Origin of the sequence: Brevibacterium ammoniilyticum (assembly GCF_038429965.1) — a bacterium.
GTDB lineage: Bacteria > Actinomycetota > Actinomycetes > Actinomycetales > Brevibacteriaceae > Brevibacterium > Brevibacterium ammoniilyticum.
This window is the reverse complement of record NZ_BAABNP010000001.1, coordinates 215,274-231,592: the sequence shown is the minus strand read 5'-3', so window position 1 is coordinate 231,592 and position 16,319 is coordinate 215,274. Positions and strand designations below refer to the sequence as shown.

16 protein-coding genes are annotated in these 16,319 nt (G+C 68.6%); 7 read left to right on the top strand and 9 right to left on the bottom strand.

From position 1 onward, the window contains the following. Position 1: 1 nt before the first annotated feature. Entirely contained in the window at positions 2 to 640 is a 639-nt protein-coding gene (locus AAHA49_RS01040; protein WP_342036889.1) for an SAF domain-containing protein, read from the bottom strand. A gap of 128 nt (positions 641 to 768) precedes the next feature. Here AAHA49_RS01040 and AAHA49_RS01035 point away from each other — a divergent pair, with 128 nt between their 5' ends. Beyond that, positions 769 to 990 carry a helix-turn-helix domain-containing protein gene (locus AAHA49_RS01035; protein WP_009374868.1) on the top strand — a complete coding sequence of 74 codons (222 nt, stop codon included), beginning with the start codon at positions 769 to 771 and terminating at the stop codon, positions 988 to 990. 55 nt (positions 991 to 1,045) lie between these two features. Here AAHA49_RS01035 and AAHA49_RS01030 read toward each other — a convergent pair whose 3' ends face one another. Continuing rightward, on the bottom strand, positions 1,046 to 1,561 hold the full coding sequence (locus AAHA49_RS01030) for a hypothetical protein (RefSeq protein WP_342036888.1): 516 nt from the start codon (positions 1,559 to 1,561) through the stop codon (positions 1,046 to 1,048). A 149-nt stretch (positions 1,562 to 1,710) separates the two neighbouring features. On the opposite strand from AAHA49_RS01030, the gene AAHA49_RS01025 reads away from it, so the two are divergent. Together AAHA49_RS01025 and AAHA49_RS01020 are read left to right on the top strand one after the other, a co-directional pair. Then, positions 1,711 to 2,469 carry a LysM peptidoglycan-binding domain-containing protein gene (locus AAHA49_RS01025; protein ID WP_342036887.1) on the top strand — a complete coding sequence of 253 codons (759 nt, stop codon included), beginning with the start codon at positions 1,711 to 1,713 and terminating at the stop codon, positions 2,467 to 2,469. After that, positions 2,466 to 2,918, top strand: a complete 453-nt coding sequence (locus AAHA49_RS01020) for an Rv3235 family protein (RefSeq protein ID WP_339393008.1) — start codon at positions 2,466 to 2,468, stop codon at positions 2,916 to 2,918. The genes AAHA49_RS01025 and AAHA49_RS01020 overlap by 4 nt, the downstream gene beginning before the upstream one ends. Before the next feature lie 60 nt (positions 2,919 to 2,978). On the opposite strand, the gene secA is transcribed toward AAHA49_RS01020, so the two are convergent. Together secA and AAHA49_RS01010 are read right to left on the bottom strand one after the other, a co-directional pair. Next, the gene (gene secA, locus AAHA49_RS01015) at positions 2,979 to 5,675 is read right to left on the bottom strand and encodes a preprotein translocase subunit SecA (protein WP_342036886.1); all 2,697 of its coding nucleotides are present in this window, start codon (positions 5,673 to 5,675) and stop codon (positions 2,979 to 2,981) included. A 54-nt stretch (positions 5,676 to 5,729) separates the two neighbouring features. After that, complete coding sequence (locus tag AAHA49_RS01010) at positions 5,730 to 6,974, bottom strand: winged helix-turn-helix domain-containing protein (protein WP_339393006.1); 1,245 nt, start codon at positions 6,972 to 6,974, stop codon at positions 5,730 to 5,732. A gap of 136 nt (positions 6,975 to 7,110) precedes the next feature. Here AAHA49_RS01010 and AAHA49_RS01005 point away from each other — a divergent pair, with 136 nt between their 5' ends. The 4 genes from AAHA49_RS01005 to AAHA49_RS00990 are packed head-to-tail and all read left to right on the top strand — an operon-like array spanning position 7,111 to position 10,565. Then, positions 7,111 to 7,668 (top strand): hypothetical protein, encoded by a 558-nt coding sequence (locus AAHA49_RS01005; RefSeq protein WP_339393005.1) that lies wholly within the window; start codon positions 7,111 to 7,113, stop codon positions 7,666 to 7,668. 26 nt (positions 7,669 to 7,694) lie between these two features. Beyond that, a complete protein-coding gene (locus AAHA49_RS01000; protein WP_342036885.1) occupies positions 7,695 to 8,780 on the top strand; it encodes a sensor histidine kinase in 1,086 nt (361 codons plus the stop codon). A 58-nt stretch (positions 8,781 to 8,838) separates the two neighbouring features. Continuing rightward, the gene (locus AAHA49_RS00995) at positions 8,839 to 9,480 is read left to right on the top strand and encodes a response regulator (RefSeq protein ID WP_339393003.1); all 642 of its coding nucleotides are present in this window, start codon (positions 8,839 to 8,841) and stop codon (positions 9,478 to 9,480) included. Positions 9,481 to 9,536: 56 nt separating this feature from the next. Next, a complete protein-coding gene (locus AAHA49_RS00990; RefSeq protein WP_339393002.1) occupies positions 9,537 to 10,565 on the top strand; it encodes a DUF418 domain-containing protein in 1,029 nt (342 codons plus the stop codon). 102 nt (positions 10,566 to 10,667) lie between these two features. Here the strand turns inward: AAHA49_RS00990 and hpf are convergent, their stop codons facing one another. The 5 genes from hpf to mtrA form a co-directional block, all read right to left on the bottom strand. Next, positions 10,668 to 11,333 (bottom strand): ribosome hibernation-promoting factor, HPF/YfiA family, encoded by a 666-nt coding sequence (gene hpf, locus AAHA49_RS00985; protein ID WP_342036884.1) that lies wholly within the window; start codon positions 11,331 to 11,333, stop codon positions 10,668 to 10,670. A 66-nt stretch (positions 11,334 to 11,399) separates the two neighbouring features. Further along, positions 11,400 to 12,110 carry a ComF family protein gene (locus AAHA49_RS00980; protein WP_342036883.1) on the bottom strand — a complete coding sequence of 237 codons (711 nt, stop codon included), beginning with the start codon at positions 12,108 to 12,110 and terminating at the stop codon, positions 11,400 to 11,402. A gap of 8 nt (positions 12,111 to 12,118) precedes the next feature. Next, positions 12,119 to 13,843 (bottom strand): LpqB family beta-propeller domain-containing protein, encoded by a 1,725-nt coding sequence (locus AAHA49_RS00975; RefSeq protein ID WP_342036882.1) that lies wholly within the window; start codon positions 13,841 to 13,843, stop codon positions 12,119 to 12,121. Next, positions 13,840 to 15,624, bottom strand: a complete 1,785-nt coding sequence (mtrB, locus tag AAHA49_RS00970; protein WP_342036881.1) for an MtrAB system histidine kinase MtrB — start codon at positions 15,622 to 15,624, stop codon at positions 13,840 to 13,842. The genes AAHA49_RS00975 and mtrB overlap by 4 nt, the downstream gene beginning before the upstream one ends. Further along, positions 15,621 to 16,301: an MtrAB system response regulator MtrA gene (gene mtrA, locus AAHA49_RS00965; RefSeq protein ID WP_009374854.1), complete on the bottom strand. Its 681-nt coding sequence runs from the start codon at positions 16,299 to 16,301 to the stop codon at positions 15,621 to 15,623. Before mtrA ends, mtrB begins: the two co-directional genes overlap by 4 nt. Positions 16,302 to 16,319 lie beyond the last annotated feature (18 nt).

The window sequence follows — 16,319 nt, the reverse complement described above, 5'->3', positions numbered from 1 at the left end:
CTCAGTCCTCGGCCACGGCGCCGGGGGCGCCGACGACGGAGAGCACGCTCGTGCCGTCGAGGGCGGCGAGCACCTTCGCAAGTGCTGCGGCCGGCACGAAGACCTCGATCCGGGCGCCGTCTCCGACCCCGAAGCTGCCGACGTCGCGGGAGATGTGGGCGACCGGGGCCGCGCTGACGATCTGCTCGGGATCCGCCGTCTGCCCGTCGAGCCCCGAGGCCTCGGGCTGGGCCCAGACATCGACGAGGCTGCCGGTGTCGACGACCGAGGGCACCGAGCCGGGGATGTCGATCGCGACGATCCGCCCCTCGAGCTCGGCCATCGGTGCCACCGCCGAGGCGGGCACGAGTTCGCCGGGGGCGATGACCGTGCGCACGCTCGTGCCCTGCGGCAGCGGCGCATCCGCGGAGAGGTACTTCTCCCCGACGTCGGCGAGATTGACCTCGGCGACGACGAGATCGTCGGCGCTCAGCGTCTGCCCGGGCACGAGCGCAGCTGCACTCGCCCAGACCCGGGTCGTCGCCGTAGCGGCGCTGACGAGGAGGTACGTCGCGATGATCGCCGCGACGACGAGGACGGCGCCGACGAGGAGTCGGGCATCGGTCCAGCGGGGAGGGCGAAAGCGTCTCGAGAGCTCCATTGCATCTCCGATCCGGCAGAATTTTCCATGACAGGAACTGCTTGTGAGTGATAGTATTGAACACCAAACGAGGTCAAAGCAATGATTTCGGTAAAATCAGTCGTCGCATGGAACTTGGGAGAACGCTCATGGTCGTCGAAAACCGCTTCCTGCCGCTCACCGATGTGGCCGAGCTGCTCAATGTCTCGATCGCTCAGGCGCGCGCCCTCGTGCGCACCGGCGACCTCCGCGCCATCAAGGTCGGCGGCCGCGGACAGTGGCGCGTGGAGAAGGCCGAGATCGAGGCCTACATCCAGCGCATGTACGAGCGCACCGAGCACGAGATCAAGGCCGGCCTCATCGACGACTGACGTCGTCCGACCGGCGGGAGACAGCAGTCCCGTCGGTTCGCCGCGCACCGGATGCTCAGGCAAAGGGGTTCACCCGCGCCTGGACCGAGGCGATGCGCGAGAGCGGCACGATCCGCCCCGCGATCTCGAGGTAGTCGGCGGCCACCAGTTCGACGCGTCCGCGCATCGTCCCCTGTGAGGCCCGCAGTTCGACGGCGATCTCCTCGCCTGCCGCGGCCAGCCTGCGCAGCGCCGAGGCGATCCCGAGGCGTTCGAGCACGCCCTCGGCGGCCCGATGCCTGCGGGAGGGAATCCGCATGTCGACCACGGCTGCGAGTGACACGATCGTCACCGCCGGCCCGTCGAGGACGATGATCCCTGCCCCGAGGAAGACCAGGGCTCCGGTGATCTCACGAGACTCGGTCGAGACCCGGATCTCCTGGCCCACGGCCCCGCGCAGACGCTCGAGCAGGGTGCGTTCGGCGGTGTGCGCGGCGAGCTCGTCGGCGAACTCGCCGCGTCGGGCATGACGTTCCTGCCATGCGTGCATGGCTTCGAGGTCGTCGAGGAAGGCATCGATGCGCTCATCCATATCGTGAAGCATGCCCGAGGCTCCGCGCGTCCGCAAGAGCACGGATCGCCGGACAACGAACTACAGCGACGTAGTTATTGAAGAACTATTGACAGCAAACATCATTAAACGTCACTCTAGTGGAACCACTTTCACTAAGGACGTTCGACATGTATCTTCTCGGTCTCTGCGCCACCGTCTGGGCGGTCCTGCTCGGGGGCACCGCCGCGTTGTGGGCGGGACTCCCCCAGCCGTACTCCGTCAGCGATCTCATCGTCCTCGTCCTCGCCTCGGCTGCGACGCTCGCCTTCTCCCGGCTCGGGCTCGTCGCCGCGCTCGGACTCGCACTCCGTCTCCTCCCCGCGGGCCGGATGCGGATGCGCCTGCGCGCCGCAGCCCTGCGCTGGGCACCGCGGACGCTCGCCTCGACCCTCCTCGCCACCACCGCAGTCGCCGGCTCCGCTCAGTTCGCGCACTCGGCAGGACCGGCCGCACCCGATCCCGGCTGGCCGACCGTACCCGCCGCACCCCGTGATCCCGGCTGGCCGACGACCGGTCCCGACGGCAATTCCCCCGGCGGGGACTCCGGCGGCGGTCAGCCTCCCGCGGACTCCCCCGAGGAGCCAGGTCCCGACGAATCAGCTCCTGACAGGGCACCCGAGGACAAGTCTCCTGACGAGGAGGCATCTGATGACAGGGCACCGCGGGACGACGGACCCCGTGACGGACCCCGTGCCGCCCCCGACCGGGCACCGCGCATCCACGTCGTCGAGCCCGGGGAGAGTCTGTGGTCGATCGCCGGGGAGTTCACCGATTCGACGGCCGATCAGGCCGAACTTGTGGCGGCGATTCATGCCGAGAACCGCGCGACCATCGGCGCCGACCCCGACCTCATCATGCCCGGACAGCGATTGGAGATCCGACCATGAGCGCCCCGCTCGTCCTCACCCGCCCACGCCGCGCCTCCGTGGGAACATCGCAGGCTGTGCATCCGCGCCCACAACCCGCCGCGGCCGTGCCTCCCACGGATGACGCCGACCGCATCGAAGCGACGGCGAAGTCGCTGGCGATCGCGTGCCTGGAGATCTTCTCCGGGATCCGCCGCAGCGAGTCGATCGCCCGCTGGGTCGACGCCGATCTGCTCACCCGGATCGACCGGAGGGCCCAGCTGCGCGCCGAGATCGCCCCTGCGACCCCGATGCGCGAGCACACAGCTGCCCGAACGCTGCAGGCCGGACATGCCAGGGTGTGCCGGGTGCATGCAGGCGTCGCCGAGGTCACGGTGATGGTCCGCACGGCCACCCGGGTGCGCGCGGTCGCGATCCGCCTCGAACTGCTGACGAACCGGTGGACGATGACGGCGATGCAGACGATGTGAGACTCGCCCTGTCTCCGCACGGCTGCGGGGACAGGGCGAGTCGTCATCGCCTGGCTGGGATCAGCGCTTCGCCTTCTTCTTCGCCCGCCGCTGCGCACGGTTGGCCGGCTGCGGCTGATCTGCGGCTTCCGACTCGTCCTCGGAGACCGAGGTTCCGCCGTCCTCGGACGGGGCGGAGAGCTGCATCTTCGGAGTCGTGTGACGCAGCTCGGCCGCGTCGACCTCGACCTCGGCGTCCTCGTCCCCAGCGCCCTCGGCCCGGTTGACCGTGACCTCGAGGGTGTCGGTGAGGCGGACGACGTCCTCCTTGATCCCGTCCTGCATCGTCGTGAACATCTCGAAGCCCTCGCGCTGGTACTCCACGAGGGGGTCGCGCTGAGCCATCGCACGCAGGCCGATGCCGTTCTTGAGGTAGTCCATCTCGTAGAGGTGCTCGCGCCAGCGCCTGTCGATGACGGAGAGGACGACACGCCGTTCGAGTTCGCGGGTCGCCTCCTCGCCGAGGTCCTCCTCACGCTGGGCGTAGAAGACGTCGATGTCGGACTGAATCTCGGTGTTCAGCCGGTTCTTCGTCAGATTGCCCAGGCCGCCGACCTCCTCGGCGAGGTCCTCCTCCGTGATCGAGGGGGTGTAGATCTTGCCGAGCGCCTCGAAGAGCTCGTCGACCTTCCACTCCTCGACCGGACCCGTGGTCGCCGCCTGGACGTAGGCGTCGATGACCTGCTCGCGGAAGCTCGCGACCTGGTCGGCGAGGTCCTCGCCGTCGAGCACCTTGCGGCGCTCGTCGTAGATGACGGTGCGCTGCCGGTTGAGGACGTCGTCGTACTTGAGCACGTTCTTGCGCTGTTCGGCGTTGCGCTGTTCGATCTGCGTCTGCGCCGAGAGGATCGCGCGGGTGACCATCTTCGATTCGAGCGGAACGTCGTCGGGAACGTTCGCGGTGGCCATGATCCGTTCGGCCGCCCCGGAGCCGAAGAGGCGCATGAGGTCGTCGGTGAGCGAGAGGTAGAAGCGGCTCTCCCCCGGGTCGCCCTGACGGCCGGAGCGTCCGCGCAGCTGGTTGTCGATGCGTCGGGACTCGTGGCGTTCGGTGCCGAGCACGTAGAGACCGCCGAGTTCGACGACCTCCTCGGCCTCCGCCGCGACCTTCTCCTCGGCCTCGGCGAGGACGTCCTGCCACTGCTCCTCGTAGGCGTCGGCGTCCTCGACGGGGTCGAGTCCGCGCTTCTCCATCTCGGACACGGCGATGAACTCGGCGTTGCCGCCGAGCATGATGTCGGTGCCGCGGCCGGCCATGTTCGTCGCCACGGTCACCGCGCCCTTGCGTCCGGCGAGTGCGACGATCGCGGCCTCACGGGCATGGTTCTTCGCATTGAGGACCTCGTGGCGGACTCCGCGCTTGGCGAGGTGCTTCGAGAGGTACTCGCTCTTCTCCACGCTCGTCGTGCCCACGAGGACCGGCTGGCCGGTCTCGTGGCGTTCGACGATGTCATCGACGACGGCGTCGAACTTCGCGACCTCGTTCTTGTAGACGAAGTCGGACTGGTCGACGCGCTGCATCGGCTTGTTCGTCGGGATCGGCACGACGCCGAGCTTGTACGTCGACATGAACTCGGCGGCTTCGGTCTCCGCGGTGCCCGTCATGCCCGAGAGCTTGTCGTAGAGGCGGAAGTAGTTCTGCAGGGTGATCGTCGCCAGCGTCTGGTTCTCCGCCTGGACCTTGACGCCCTCTTTGGCCTCGATGGCCTGGTGGAGGCCCTCGTTGTAGCGCCGGCCCTTGAGCACACGACCGGTGTGCTCGTCGACGATGAGGACCTCACCGTCGAGGAGGACGTAGTCCTTGTCCTTCTTGAACAGCTCCTTCGCGCGGATCGCGTTGTTGAGGAAGCTGATGAGCGGAGTGTTCTCCGCATCGTAGAGGTTGCCGATGCCGAGGTAGTCCTCGACGCGTTCGATGCCGGGCTCGAGGACGCCGACGGTGCGCTTCTTCTCGTCGACCTCGTAGTCGCGGTCGGTCTTGAGGCGACGGACCACCTTCGCGAACTCGTCGTACCACCGGTTCGCGTCGCCTTCGGCGGGGCCGGAGATGATGAGCGGGGTGCGAGCCTCGTCGATGAGGATCGAGTCGACCTCGTCGACGATGGCGAAGGCGTGCCCGCGCTGGACGAGCTCCTCGGCCGACCATGCCATGTTGTCGCGGAGGTAGTCGAAGCCGAACTCGTTGTTGGTGCCGTAGGTGATGTCGGCGGCGTACTGCTTCCGGCGTTCGTCGGAGGGCATGTTCGCCTGGATGCAGCCGGTCTCCATGCCGAGGAACCGGAACACGCGTCCCATGAGCTCGGACTGGTAGGTCGCCAGGTAGTCGTTGACGGTGATGACGTGGACACCGTTCCCGGTCAGCGCGTTGAGGTACGCGGGCGCGGTGGCCACGAGCGTCTTGCCCTCGCCGGTCTTCATCTCCGCGATGTTGCCCATGTGCAGGGCGGCGCCGCCCATGAGCTGGACGTCGAAGTGGCGCATGCCCAGGGTCCGGCCCGAGGCCTCCCGGACAGCGGCGAACGCCTCCGGCAGCAGCGAATCGAGCGACTCGCCGTCCTCGACGCGCTTCTTGAAGCGGTCGGTCTCCTCGCGCAGTTCGGCGTCGGACATGGCGCTGAACTCATCGGACAGCTGGTTGATGGCGTCCGTGTACCGGCGGAGCTTCTTCAGCGTCCGGCCCTCACCGGTGCGCAGAAGCTTCTCGAGGATATTAGCCACTTCTCTCCTAAACGGCGCGCTGCGCCAGACGACGACTCAAGAACTCTATAGGCCCTAGCTTAATGGCACGTGAGTGCCGGCCACATCCACAGCCTCCACCTGCAGCCACCGCGCCATCTCGCTCAGCTCCGCGACGAGTTCGTCCCAATGCTCCTCGCCGGGCTCCCACGTCACCCGGTGCGCGCGCAGCACCCCGGCCGCTGCGTCCCGGTGGAGGTCGACGCGTCCGACGAGGCGGTCGCCGAGGAGGAACGGCAGCACGTAGTAGCCGTGGACGCGTTTGGGCGCGGGCGTGTAGATCTCGATCCGGTACCGGAAGTCGAAGAGCCATTCGATCCGCCTGCGGTGGAAGACGAGCGGGTCGAACGGGGCGAGCAGCGCGCGGGAGGACACCGAGCGCGGGGTCCGGGCGGCATGCCACTTGAGCGCCCGCGTGCCCTCGACCTCGACCGCGATCAGCTCCCCGGTCTCGAGCAGCGTCGAGATCGCTTCGTCCGTCGGGGCCTGCAGCTGGCGGAAGTAGTCGGCGAGGCAGTCGGGACGGGCGATGCCGAGTGCCTGCGCGGCGATGCGGGTGAGGGCGAGGACGTCGTTGTCCGTCCCCGAGATCCCCCGCCGGCGCGGTGAGCCGTCCGTGCGCAGACCGAGTTCGGGGTCGTCAGCGGTGCCGAAGGTCAGCGGCTGGTCGCCCAGCAGCGGGCTGACGTCGCGGGGCAGAGCGTAGATGCGCTCGAAATGGTCGTTGCGTCCGGCCGCGCTCACGGCCCCGGCAGCGAAGAGGGCTTCGAGCGCCATCTTCACCTGGCTCGGGTTCCATCCCCAGTGGCCCCGATGCCGTTCGGGGATCTCATGGTCGACGAGCGCGGCCACGGTGCGCGCGGTCTGCGGACCACCCTCGAGCGCCTCGAGCAGGGCACACAGCAGGCGACGGAACTCCTCCCCCGTCTCGGGGTCGCGCTGTCCGTAGTCGTTGCGCCACCATTCGGCCCGAGTGCGGGCGAAGAGGCTCCAGGTCGTCGGGGGCACGAAGGCGGCCGCGTGCGCCCAGTACTCGACCCCCATGCGCGGGGCCGTGTAGAGGAGGCGGTCGAGTCGGCTGCGGTCGTAGGGGCCCAGACGGGAGAAGAACGGCAGGTAGTGGGAGCGCACGACGCGGGCGACGGAGTCGATCTGGGTGAGCCCCATCCGGGCGAACGTCGCCTTGAGGTGACGCGCGGTGACCGTCTGCGGGCGCGGCCGGTCGAGTCCGGTCGCGGCGATCGCCGTCCGCCTGGCCGCTGCCAGTGACATTCTCTGCATGCCTCCCACCCTAGGTCACGGCCCTGACGCAGCTCTGCCCGTTCGGCTGAGGCGGATCGGCCGAACGGCTGAGGACCGGAGGCGCCCGGCCCGGAAGGATGGAGACCACACAACGGAAACCTCGAAAGGATCCATCATGAAGAAGGCTCTCATCGCCCTCACCGCCGTCCTCTCCGCCATCGCCGTCGCCGTCGGCGCACTCTTCATCTGGGAGTACCGCTCGAAGGCCCAGCTCGAGGCGCAGGTCGAGGACTACCTCGGCGAATGCAACGTCAAGTCGGAGAACATCGAGGTCCACGGTCGCCCGTTCATCCTCTCCGCGATCGAGGACAAGGTCGACCTCACCTACGTCGATCTCGCCCCGGCCCCGGGCACGAACAAGGATCAGATCCTCATCCACCGTCTCAGCAACGGCCGTGCCGACCGCCTCACCCGGTTCATCACCTTCGACTACCCGCAGGGCGATGTGCGCCCGGTCACCGATGCCGACGGCGCCTTCACCGACAAGGCCCGCCTGGACGGCAAGGAGGTGACGTTCACCGCGTCGATGAAGGGCAAGACGCTGTCCGCCTTCGGCAACAAGCGCAGCGTCGGCGAGGTGAAGCTGACGACCAAGGCCGAGCTGCTCAATGTCTCCGCCACCGACAAGGGCATCGTCGCCGAACTCGAGTACCCCGGCAACGGCTGCTCCTGAACCTTCGCCGACTAGACTGACTGCCGATGAAGACTGTTCTGCCCTGGCTGTGGCTCGTGCCGGTGCCCCTCGTCGTCCTCTTCGACCTGGGCACCGGCAACGGGTGGTGGCTCGTGGCCGCGTCCCTCGTGGCCGCGGCTACCGCGGTGCCCGGGCTCGTCCTCGCGCAGCGCAGACCCGGCATCCGCGCCCGGGCCCTGCTCGTCGCCGGACTCGGCCTCCTGCTCGCCCTTGCCCTCGCCGCCGCCTCGGGACTCGTGAGCGCGACGACGCTGTGGCTCTCCCTCGTCGCCCTCGCGATGCTCGCCCGCTGGCAGTCGGCGAAGCGCATCGTGTGGCTGCTCATCGCGGTCGGACTGGGCAATGTCATCGTCCCCGCCCTCATCCCCGGCGACGGTCTCACCTTCGCCTTCGCCGTCTCCACGCTCGTCGTCGTCGCCATCGCCTTCGGCCTGCTCATGCGCATGGTCGACCGTTCGCTGCTCGAGAGGCACGCGACCGCCGCCGAGGCCGAGCGCCGTCGCATGGCCACCGACCTCCACGATCTCGTCGCCCACGAGATCACCGGCATCGTCGTCCTCTCCCAGGCCGCGGCGCGCAGCGACGATCCCACCCTGCTCAAGACCACACTGGGACGGATCGAGGAGTCCGGATCCCGCGCGCTCGAGGAGATCCGCTCCCCCGTCGCGAATCCCGCCCCGACGGCCGTGCGGACGCCGACGGCCGCCGGCGCGGAGAACCTGCGCCAGCGCCTCGACGACTTCGGGACGAGTGACGACGCGGAGACGACGAGCAGCCTCAGCCTCACCGCTGCCGTGCCTACCTCCCTGTGGCCCGTCCTCGACCGCATCCTTCTCGAAGCGCTGACGAACATCCGCAGGCATGCCGGCCCAGGAGCGCGCGTGAGCATGGCGATCGCCTCCGATGCCACGGGCGTCGAGCTCACCGTCGAGAACTCCGGAGGCTCCGGCGGCATCGGACGCGGCAGCGGAACGGGTCTGCAGGGACTGCGCACCCGAGTCGAGAGCCTCGGCGGGACCCTGTCGGCGGCACCGCAGAACGGCGACACCTGGCGCCTGAGCGCCCGACTGCCGTTGGGCTCGGCACAGTGAACCCGAACGCGATGCGGCCACGCACACCGATGGGCACGACCCCGGAAAGAGGAGCAGCATGATCCGAGTACTCGTCGTCGACGACCAGGAGATGGTGCGGATGGGCTTCACGCTCATCCTCGACGCCGATCCGGAGATGACGGTGGTCGGACAGGCCGCCGACGGGGTCGAGGCGATCGAGATCGCCAAACGCGAACGCCCCGACGTCGTCCTCCTCGACATCAGGATGCCCCGCCTCGACGGGCTCGCCGCCCTGCCCCGGCTGACCCCGCTGGCGAAGGTCATCATGGTCACGACCTTCGACGACGAGGACTACGTCGATGCGGCACTCGCCGGCGGGGCGAGCGGCTTCCTCCTCAAGGACGCCGGCCCCGACCTGCTGCTCGCGGGCATCCGGGCCGCAGCCCGCGGCGACGCCCTCATCTCCCCCTCGCTCACCCTCGACCTGCTCAGCCGGCGCGCCGATGCACGGCCGGCCGGGGACGATCGGGTCGCACGGCTGAGCGAACGCGAACAGGACGTCGCCCGCCTCGTCGCGATCGGACGGACGAACCAGGAGATCGGGGCGGAGCTCTTCATCTCCCTCGGCACCGTCAAGACCCATCTCGCGAACATCCAGACCCACCTCGGCGCGCGCAACCGCGTCGAGATCGCAGCAGCCATGTGGGAGTCCGGGGCGATGAATCAGCCGAACGGCTGAGGAGACCGGCCACGCGGCCGATGCCCGGGGGGCTGAGAGCCGGAAGGATGGGAACCATGAGAACACCCACGCCTGACACAGACCCGACCATCGACAACGCGCCCCTGCGCCGGACCCGCCGCATCGCCGCCCTCGACGTGCTGCGCGGATTCGCCCTCTGCGGCATCCTGCTCGTCAACCTGCCGCCGATGTTCGGCCTGTCCTCCGTCGACGCGAACGACGCGGTCTACCCGCTCTACGCGCTCAGCCAGGACTTCGTCCAGAACCGCTTCTTCCCGATCTTCTCCTTCCTCTTCGGCATCGGCTTCGGCATCATGTGGCTCTCCGCCGACCGCCGCAGCACGAAGCCCCGCCTCGCGCTCCTGCGCCGCTTCCTCTTCCTCGGCGTCCTCGGCGCCGGCCACATGCTCCTCCAGCCGGGTGAGGCGCTCCTGCCCTACTCGATCACCGCGCTCGTCGTCCTCCTGCCCGCCACGTTCATCCCGGCCCGCTTCCTGCCCGCCATCACCTCGGCGGCCGGCGGCATCCTGCTGCTCGGCGCCATCGCCACCGGCGGGGGCCTGACGATCATCCCCGGACTCTTCCTCCTCGGCTTCGCCGTCGGCTACACCGACCTCGTCCGCCGCGCCCTCGCCCATCCCGGACTGCTCGCCGTCGTCGGCGGTGTCGCCGCGGCCATCAGCGTCGCCGGACTCATGCTCACCGACTTCCAGACGCGTCAGATCGACCAGTGGATCAACGCCGGCCTCGGCATCACGATGGCCCTGACCTACGTCGTCATCATCATGCTGCTCATGCTCACCCCGGCCAAGGCGGTGCTCGAGGCACTGCTCGCCCCGCTGGGTCGGATGGCGCTGTCGAACTACGTCGGGGCGACCCTCCTCCTCGTCGCAGCCCACGCTCTCGTGCCCGACCTCTCGGCCTACGACGACCAGGGAGGCTACCTCGCAGGCCTCGTGCTCAGCGGCGTCATCCTCCTCATCCAGATCGTCGTCTCCGCGATATGGCTGCGGTTCTTCACGCAGGGCCCGCTCGAGAAGCTGTGGCGCATCGTCACCTGGGGTCCCTCCCGCGCGAACGGCTGATCCGCCCACCGCGCCCGCCTCGAGGCGTGTGCGACACCGCGGCAGGCAGAAGGCGGCACCCCCGGAATGGGAGTGCCGCCTTCTGCGGATCTGCGCCCGGTCTCACTCGGTGAGGACCTCTTCGGGTTCGAGGTCCTCGTCGAGGGCGATGACGCCGTAGCTCCAGCCCTTGCGGCGGTAGACGACGGAGGGCTTCTGCGAGGCCTCGTCGATGAAGAGGTAGAAGTCGTGACCGACGAGCTCCATCCGGTTGAGGGCCTCCTCGATGCCGATCGGGGCGGCGGCGAACGACTTCTCCCGCAACACCACCGGCGAATCGCCTTCGGCCTTGATCCGGCCGTTCGTCCGGTCGGTGCTCACCTGTGCGTCCGCCTCGCCCGCGGTGTCCGCGTCCGCACCGGCGTCGGCGATCGGCATCTTCGCCAGCGCCTCGGCGGTGGACTCCTTGCGGTGGCGTCCCACGCGGGAGACCTTGTTCCTGTCCCGGGCCCGTCGCAGTCTCTCGACGAGCTTCGCCCATGCGAGGTCGAGGGCTGCGTACTTGTCACTGGCCATCGCCTCGGCGCGGATCACCGGCCCTTTGGCCACGACGGTGAGCTCGACCCGCTCGCTCGTCTCCGGCTGCTTCGTGTTCTTGTCATGAGCGACGTGGACCTCGACACGCTGCGCCCGCGGTGCGAGCTGTTCGACCTTGGCGATCTTGTCTTCGATGTGCGCGCGAAAGCTGTCGGAGATGGTCAGTTGGCGTCCGGTGACAACAATGTCCATGATGGGTCCTTAGCGACTCGTTCTTCGGATGAATCCGATCCCATTCCCTTGGATGGGTAAACACCGTTATACAGTAAAGGGAGAGACAAATCGAGTGCCCCCACGGCCGAGCCCGATGACCGCGGCTGCAGTGGGCCTGACCTGCACCGATGTCAAGACTCGTGCGCTTTCGGCCAAGGTCGCCCCGGTGGTCGAGAAATCATCGACGAGCACCGTCGTCGCAGTCTTCGTCCGCATTCGCACAATTCCCTCGGCGTCGACATCCCGGCTGAGGAATTGCGATTTCGCCGCATTCGCCTCCCGGGCGTGTGCGCCCAGGCCCACCTGATCGCGTCGCCGCGAGGTGCGCAGGACGTCGATGACCTCGAGTGACAGTTCGGGGGCGAGTTCAGCGGCGCGCAGCGCGAGCGCCGCGGTGTGCGATCCTCCCCGGCGTCGCCTGGCCCGCGGCGAGCTGGGAGCGGGCACGAGGAGGACGGGTCCGCCGCGATGGCCGGCGAGATCGAGGGCCGCGACGACGGCCCGGGTGAGCGCGAGCGCGAGCGGGTCGAGGATGTCGCGGCGCCCGTTGTCCTTGAAATTGACCACCATGTGGGACAGCCGAGAATTGTACTCCGAGACACCGACGACGGGCAGCGTTCCGTATCGCGGTTCCATGGCGCGCGGAACTCCCGCGAGCAGCTGCAGGCACGCCGTGCACAGCGACACCGTCTCGCGTCCGCAGCCGGCGCACCGGCGCGGCAGGAACAGCTCCGTGACCTCACTGAGCAGACCCATCGGCGGCCTCAGCCCGGGTAGGCGGGATCCTTCGCCGTGACGTCGATGAGCTTCTGCCACGCGTTCGAGTTGTACGAGTAGATCTCCCCCGCGCTGCTCGTCACGAGGATCGACCGACCGTCCTCGCCGGCGGCGATCCGATCGCCGCCGCCGGGCAGCTGACCGAGCTGCTCGGGTGGTCCGGACACGCCCACACGGTAGGGCTGCACGGTCTCCCCGGGCATCTGCGCCAGGGCCGCCAGAGAGGTCGATCCCGCCCACGAGATGTCGCGGATCTGCGAGAAGTACGACCCGACTTCGAGCGGAGCATCGGCGAGGGAGGCCGAGGGGTTGCCCGCGCGGTCACGGGGAATGCCGACGACGTCGATGCGCGCCGGTTCGCTGCCCTGCCTGCTGAGCACGGCCAGTCGCGTCCCGTCGCGGGAGATCTCCAAGTCCATGAGCTCGCGGCCGGAGAGGAAGTCGGCGGAGACCCGGTAGACCTCGTCGTCGCGGCCGACGGCGATGATCTCGCCCTTGTTCTTCCGCTCCCCCGTCCAGATCGAGTTGAAGCGGTCGATGCTCGGACCCACGAGCCCCTCGCCGCGCAGCACCGTGCGCGGATCGGAGGAGTCGGCTTTGAGGCGCTTGAGCTCCCTGCCGCCGCCGGAGAGGTAGGAGTAGAGCGAGTCATCGAAGGATACGGCGGGATCGCTCGCCTCGGCACCCTTCAGGTCCGGACTGTTCTCGACGCGGGCCACCGTGGTGCCCGAGATCCGCGAGATCCGGTCACCGGCGATGACGACGGGCGGACCGTCGACCTGGACGGAGGAGTCGGTCTTCGGCTGCAGGCTCTCGGAGACGACCTGCCCGCCGATCGTGAGTTCGACGCTCGAGATCGACGGGATGGCCTTGAGCGTCGAGGAGATCTGCTGTCTGATGAGCCCCTTCTCCCGGTCCGTCGGCGCCGGGGTGAGGTTGCCCAGGGACACGTGGGCGACTCCGCTCTCGATGGTCACGACGTTCGAGTCGTTGAGCTTCGCCCCATCGGGGGCGGCCGTGACGACGGCCCCGGCGAGGTAGGGGGCGGGACCGGCGAGGAGTTCGTTGATGATCGCCGTTGGCGTCGACGAGGAGCGCAGGAACCACCGCGAGTCGGGGACGAGGTAGGAGAAGTCCGAGGTGAAGAACTCGAGCGAGTAGTTGAGGAAGATCGTGCGGAACGTCGTCGGGGAGATGACGAGGCCGTTGGGGGCCGAGGAGATCCGCCATTCGCCGTTCTCCTGACGCAGCGAAAACTCGAGGTTCGACCGTGTGCTCGGGGTCGCGGAGGAGAAGATCCCCGAGGAGTCGACGATGCCGACGACCGGCACCGACATCGTCAGCGTCTTCTGATCCGAGGTCACCTCGTAGTTGAGCGAGTCGACCTCGGTGTCGCCGGAGAGCACGGAGACGGAGGCGAGCGGATTCCACTCCTGCGCTTCGGCCTCGGTGAGGAAGGACTTCGCGACGGCGAAGTTGTTCGCCGTCCCGGCGCCGGCGGCGAGGAAGCCGCGCACGATCTCCCCGACGCTGTCACCGGGCTTGGGACCATCGGGTGCACGGGCGCTGTCGGCTCCCGGCTCACTCGTCTGCGCTTCGATGTGACCAACCGGCGAGTCCGTGGGGATCGAGGAGCAGGCCGAGAGCACGAGCGCGGAGAGCGCTGCGAGGACGATGACGGTCAGTCGGCGAAGGTGCGCGGGCGTGCTCATCCTCGTCCCTCCTGCGGTGTGTCGGCGGTGGTTCGGGCCTCTGCGCTGGGCGGTGTCTCCGGCGGCTCCTCGGACTCCTCGGGCTCGGTCTCGACGACGATCGGGATCGACCCGGTCTGGATCCGCACGGATCCGTCCGAGGACAGGGGTCCGGCCACGAGCGCGGCCCCGCGGATCTGGGCGTCGCGCGGGGGCAGGGGCAGCGGCGAGGAGGTGATCTCCTGGTCGGGGCGGCGGGGAATCGTCAGGCGGAAGCACGAGCCCTCCCCCGGGTTGCCCCACACCTGGAGCCAGCCGTTGTGGAGATGGGCGTCCTCGAGCGAGATCGCCAGTCCCAGGCCGGAGCCGCCGAGGGTGCGCTTGCGGGCGGGGTCGGCGCGCCAGAACCGGTCGAAGACGTGCTCGACCTGCTCTTCGTTCATCCCCACCCCGTGGTCGCGCACGCTCACCGCGACCGCCTCGGCGTTCGAGGCGACGTAGACGTCGATCGGCTTGCCCTCACCGTGCTCGATCGCGTTGACGACGAGGTTGCGGATGATCCGGGTGATCCGCACCCGGTCGATCTCGGCCATGACCGGCGACGACGGGGCGTGGACGACGATGTGCGTCGACATCTGGTCGGCGACCATCGAGACGTTCTCGACGACGGAGGTGACGATCGCGCAGACGTCGACGGGCTTGGCGACCAGCGCGGCGGCCCCCGCATCGTAGCGGGAGATCTCGAGGAGGTCGGAGAGCAGATTGTCGAAGCGCTCGGCCTGCGAGTTGAGCAGTTCGGCGCTGCGGGCGGTGACGGGGTCGAGGTCGTCGCGGGCGTCGTAGATGAGGTCGGCGGCGGCCCTGATCGTGGCCAGCGGGGTGCGCAGCTCGTGCGAGACGTCGGAGACGAACTGGCGTTGGAGGACGGAGAGCCGCTCCATCTGCTGGATCTGATGCTGGAGGGTGTCGGCCATGTCGTTGAAGCTCTCCCCGAGCACCGCGATCTCGTCGTTGCCGTGGACGGGCATGCGCTCGTCGAGGTCGCCGTCGGCGATGAGCCGGGCCACCTCGGCGCCGGTGCGCACAGGGGTGACGACGAGGCGGGTGACGATCCACGCGACGGCGCCGACGAGGACGACGAGGACGAGGGCGGCGACGAGCATCGAACGCTGGACGAAGTCGAGGGTGCCCTGCTGTTCGCGGAGGTCGCCGAGGTAGTAGAGCTGGAACTGCCCGGCACCGGGGATCGTCAGCTCCTGCGTGATGAGCAGGCCCGGGCCGGAATCGGCCGGCAGGCTCACCGACTGGTAGAGCATGTCATCGGTCGGCGCCTGGCTGATGGCCTCCTCGAGGTCGTCGCTGACCGGCATCGCCGGCAGCGACTCCGCCGAGGAGTCCATGCCCACGCTGATCGTCGAGAACGCTGAGTTCGGGTCCTTCGGGACGAGCGAGAGCGCGTAGACCGACCCCGTCGTGCGGTTGTAGATCGAGGACAGCTGCGCGGACAGGGTCTCCTGCGTCACCGCCTGCCCGTCGGCCGGGGCGACGCTGCGCAGCTCGGAGACGACGGTCCCGGCCTGGGAGGACAGGGACTTCAGGCGGGTATCGAAGAGTCCCCGCGAGATCTGCTGGGACATGTACGTGCCCACCCCGAAGATCGCCACCGAGGTGAGGACGACGGTGAGGACGACGATGCGGACCTGCAGGGAGTAGCTGAAGGATCTGCGGACGAACTCCCAGAACGCCTTCAGACCTGCAGCGGTGGTGCGGAGCGCTCCGCGCACGGCGGAGGTGGGTTTCACGCGGCTCGGCCTGCCTTGTATCCGACGCCGCGCACCGTGACGATGATGTCCGGCTTCTCCGGATCGCGTTCGATCTTCGACCGCAGACGCTGCACGTGGACGTTGACGAGCCGGGTGTCCGCGGCATGCCGGTAGCCCCAGACCTCTTCGAGCAGCGTCTCACGGGAGAAGACCTGCCACGGTTTGCGGGCGAGCGCGACGAGGAGGTCGAATTCGAGCGGGGTGAGCGAGATCGGCGCCCCGCCCTTGGTCACGGTGTGCCCGGCGACGTCGACGACGACGTCGCCGACGGTGAGCAGCTCGGGCGCCTGCGGTTCGGAGATGCGCAGGCGGGCGCGCACGCGCGCGATGAGCTCCTTGGGTTTGAACGGCTTCGGCACGTAGTCGTCGGCGCCGGACTCGAGGCCGAGGACGACGTCGACCGTGTCCGACTTCGCGGTGAGCATGATGATGGGAACGGACGAGACCTCGCGGATCTCACGGCACACTTCGAGTCCGTCCTTGCCCGGGAGCATGAGGTCGAGGAGGACGAGGTCGGGTCCCACCTTCTGGAACTCGTCGAAGGCCTGGTCGCCGGTCGCACAGAAGAAGGGCTCGAAGCCCTCACTCTTGAGCACGATACCGATCATCTCGGCCAGGGCCGTGTCATCATCAACTACGAGGATACGAGCGTTCATACCTCCATTGTCTCCCAA

Coding starts and splice junctions, on each gene's coding strand:
- AAHA49_RS01020 (WP_339393008.1), top strand. CDS start 2,466: ATGAGCGCCCCGCTCGTCCTCACCCGCCCACGCCGCGCCTCCGTGGGA.
- AAHA49_RS01040 (WP_342036889.1), bottom strand. CDS start 640: ATGGAGCTCTCGAGACGCTTTCGCCCTCCCCGCTGGACCGATGCCCGA.
- AAHA49_RS00975 (WP_342036882.1), bottom strand. CDS start 13,843: ATGAGCACGCCCGCGCACCTTCGCCGACTGACCGTCATCGTCCTCGCA.
- AAHA49_RS01000 (WP_342036885.1), top strand. CDS start 7,695: ATGAAGACTGTTCTGCCCTGGCTGTGGCTCGTGCCGGTGCCCCTCGTC.
- AAHA49_RS01035 (WP_009374868.1), top strand. CDS start 769: ATGGTCGTCGAAAACCGCTTCCTGCCGCTCACCGATGTGGCCGAGCTG.
- AAHA49_RS01010 (WP_339393006.1), bottom strand. CDS start 6,974: ATGCAGAGAATGTCACTGGCAGCGGCCAGGCGGACGGCGATCGCCGCG.
- AAHA49_RS01025 (WP_342036887.1), top strand. CDS start 1,711: ATGTATCTTCTCGGTCTCTGCGCCACCGTCTGGGCGGTCCTGCTCGGG.
- AAHA49_RS01005 (WP_339393005.1), top strand. CDS start 7,111: ATGAAGAAGGCTCTCATCGCCCTCACCGCCGTCCTCTCCGCCATCGCC.
- mtrA (WP_009374854.1), bottom strand. CDS start 16,301: ATGAACGCTCGTATCCTCGTAGTTGATGATGACACGGCCCTGGCCGAG.
- AAHA49_RS00980 (WP_342036883.1), bottom strand. CDS start 12,110: ATGGGTCTGCTCAGTGAGGTCACGGAGCTGTTCCTGCCGCGCCGGTGC.
- AAHA49_RS01030 (WP_342036888.1), bottom strand. CDS start 1,561: ATGGATGAGCGCATCGATGCCTTCCTCGACGACCTCGAAGCCATGCAC.
- AAHA49_RS00995 (WP_339393003.1), top strand. CDS start 8,839: ATGATCCGAGTACTCGTCGTCGACGACCAGGAGATGGTGCGGATGGGC.
- AAHA49_RS00990 (WP_339393002.1), top strand. CDS start 9,537: ATGAGAACACCCACGCCTGACACAGACCCGACCATCGACAACGCGCCC.
- hpf (WP_342036884.1), bottom strand. CDS start 11,333: ATGGACATTGTTGTCACCGGACGCCAACTGACCATCTCCGACAGCTTT.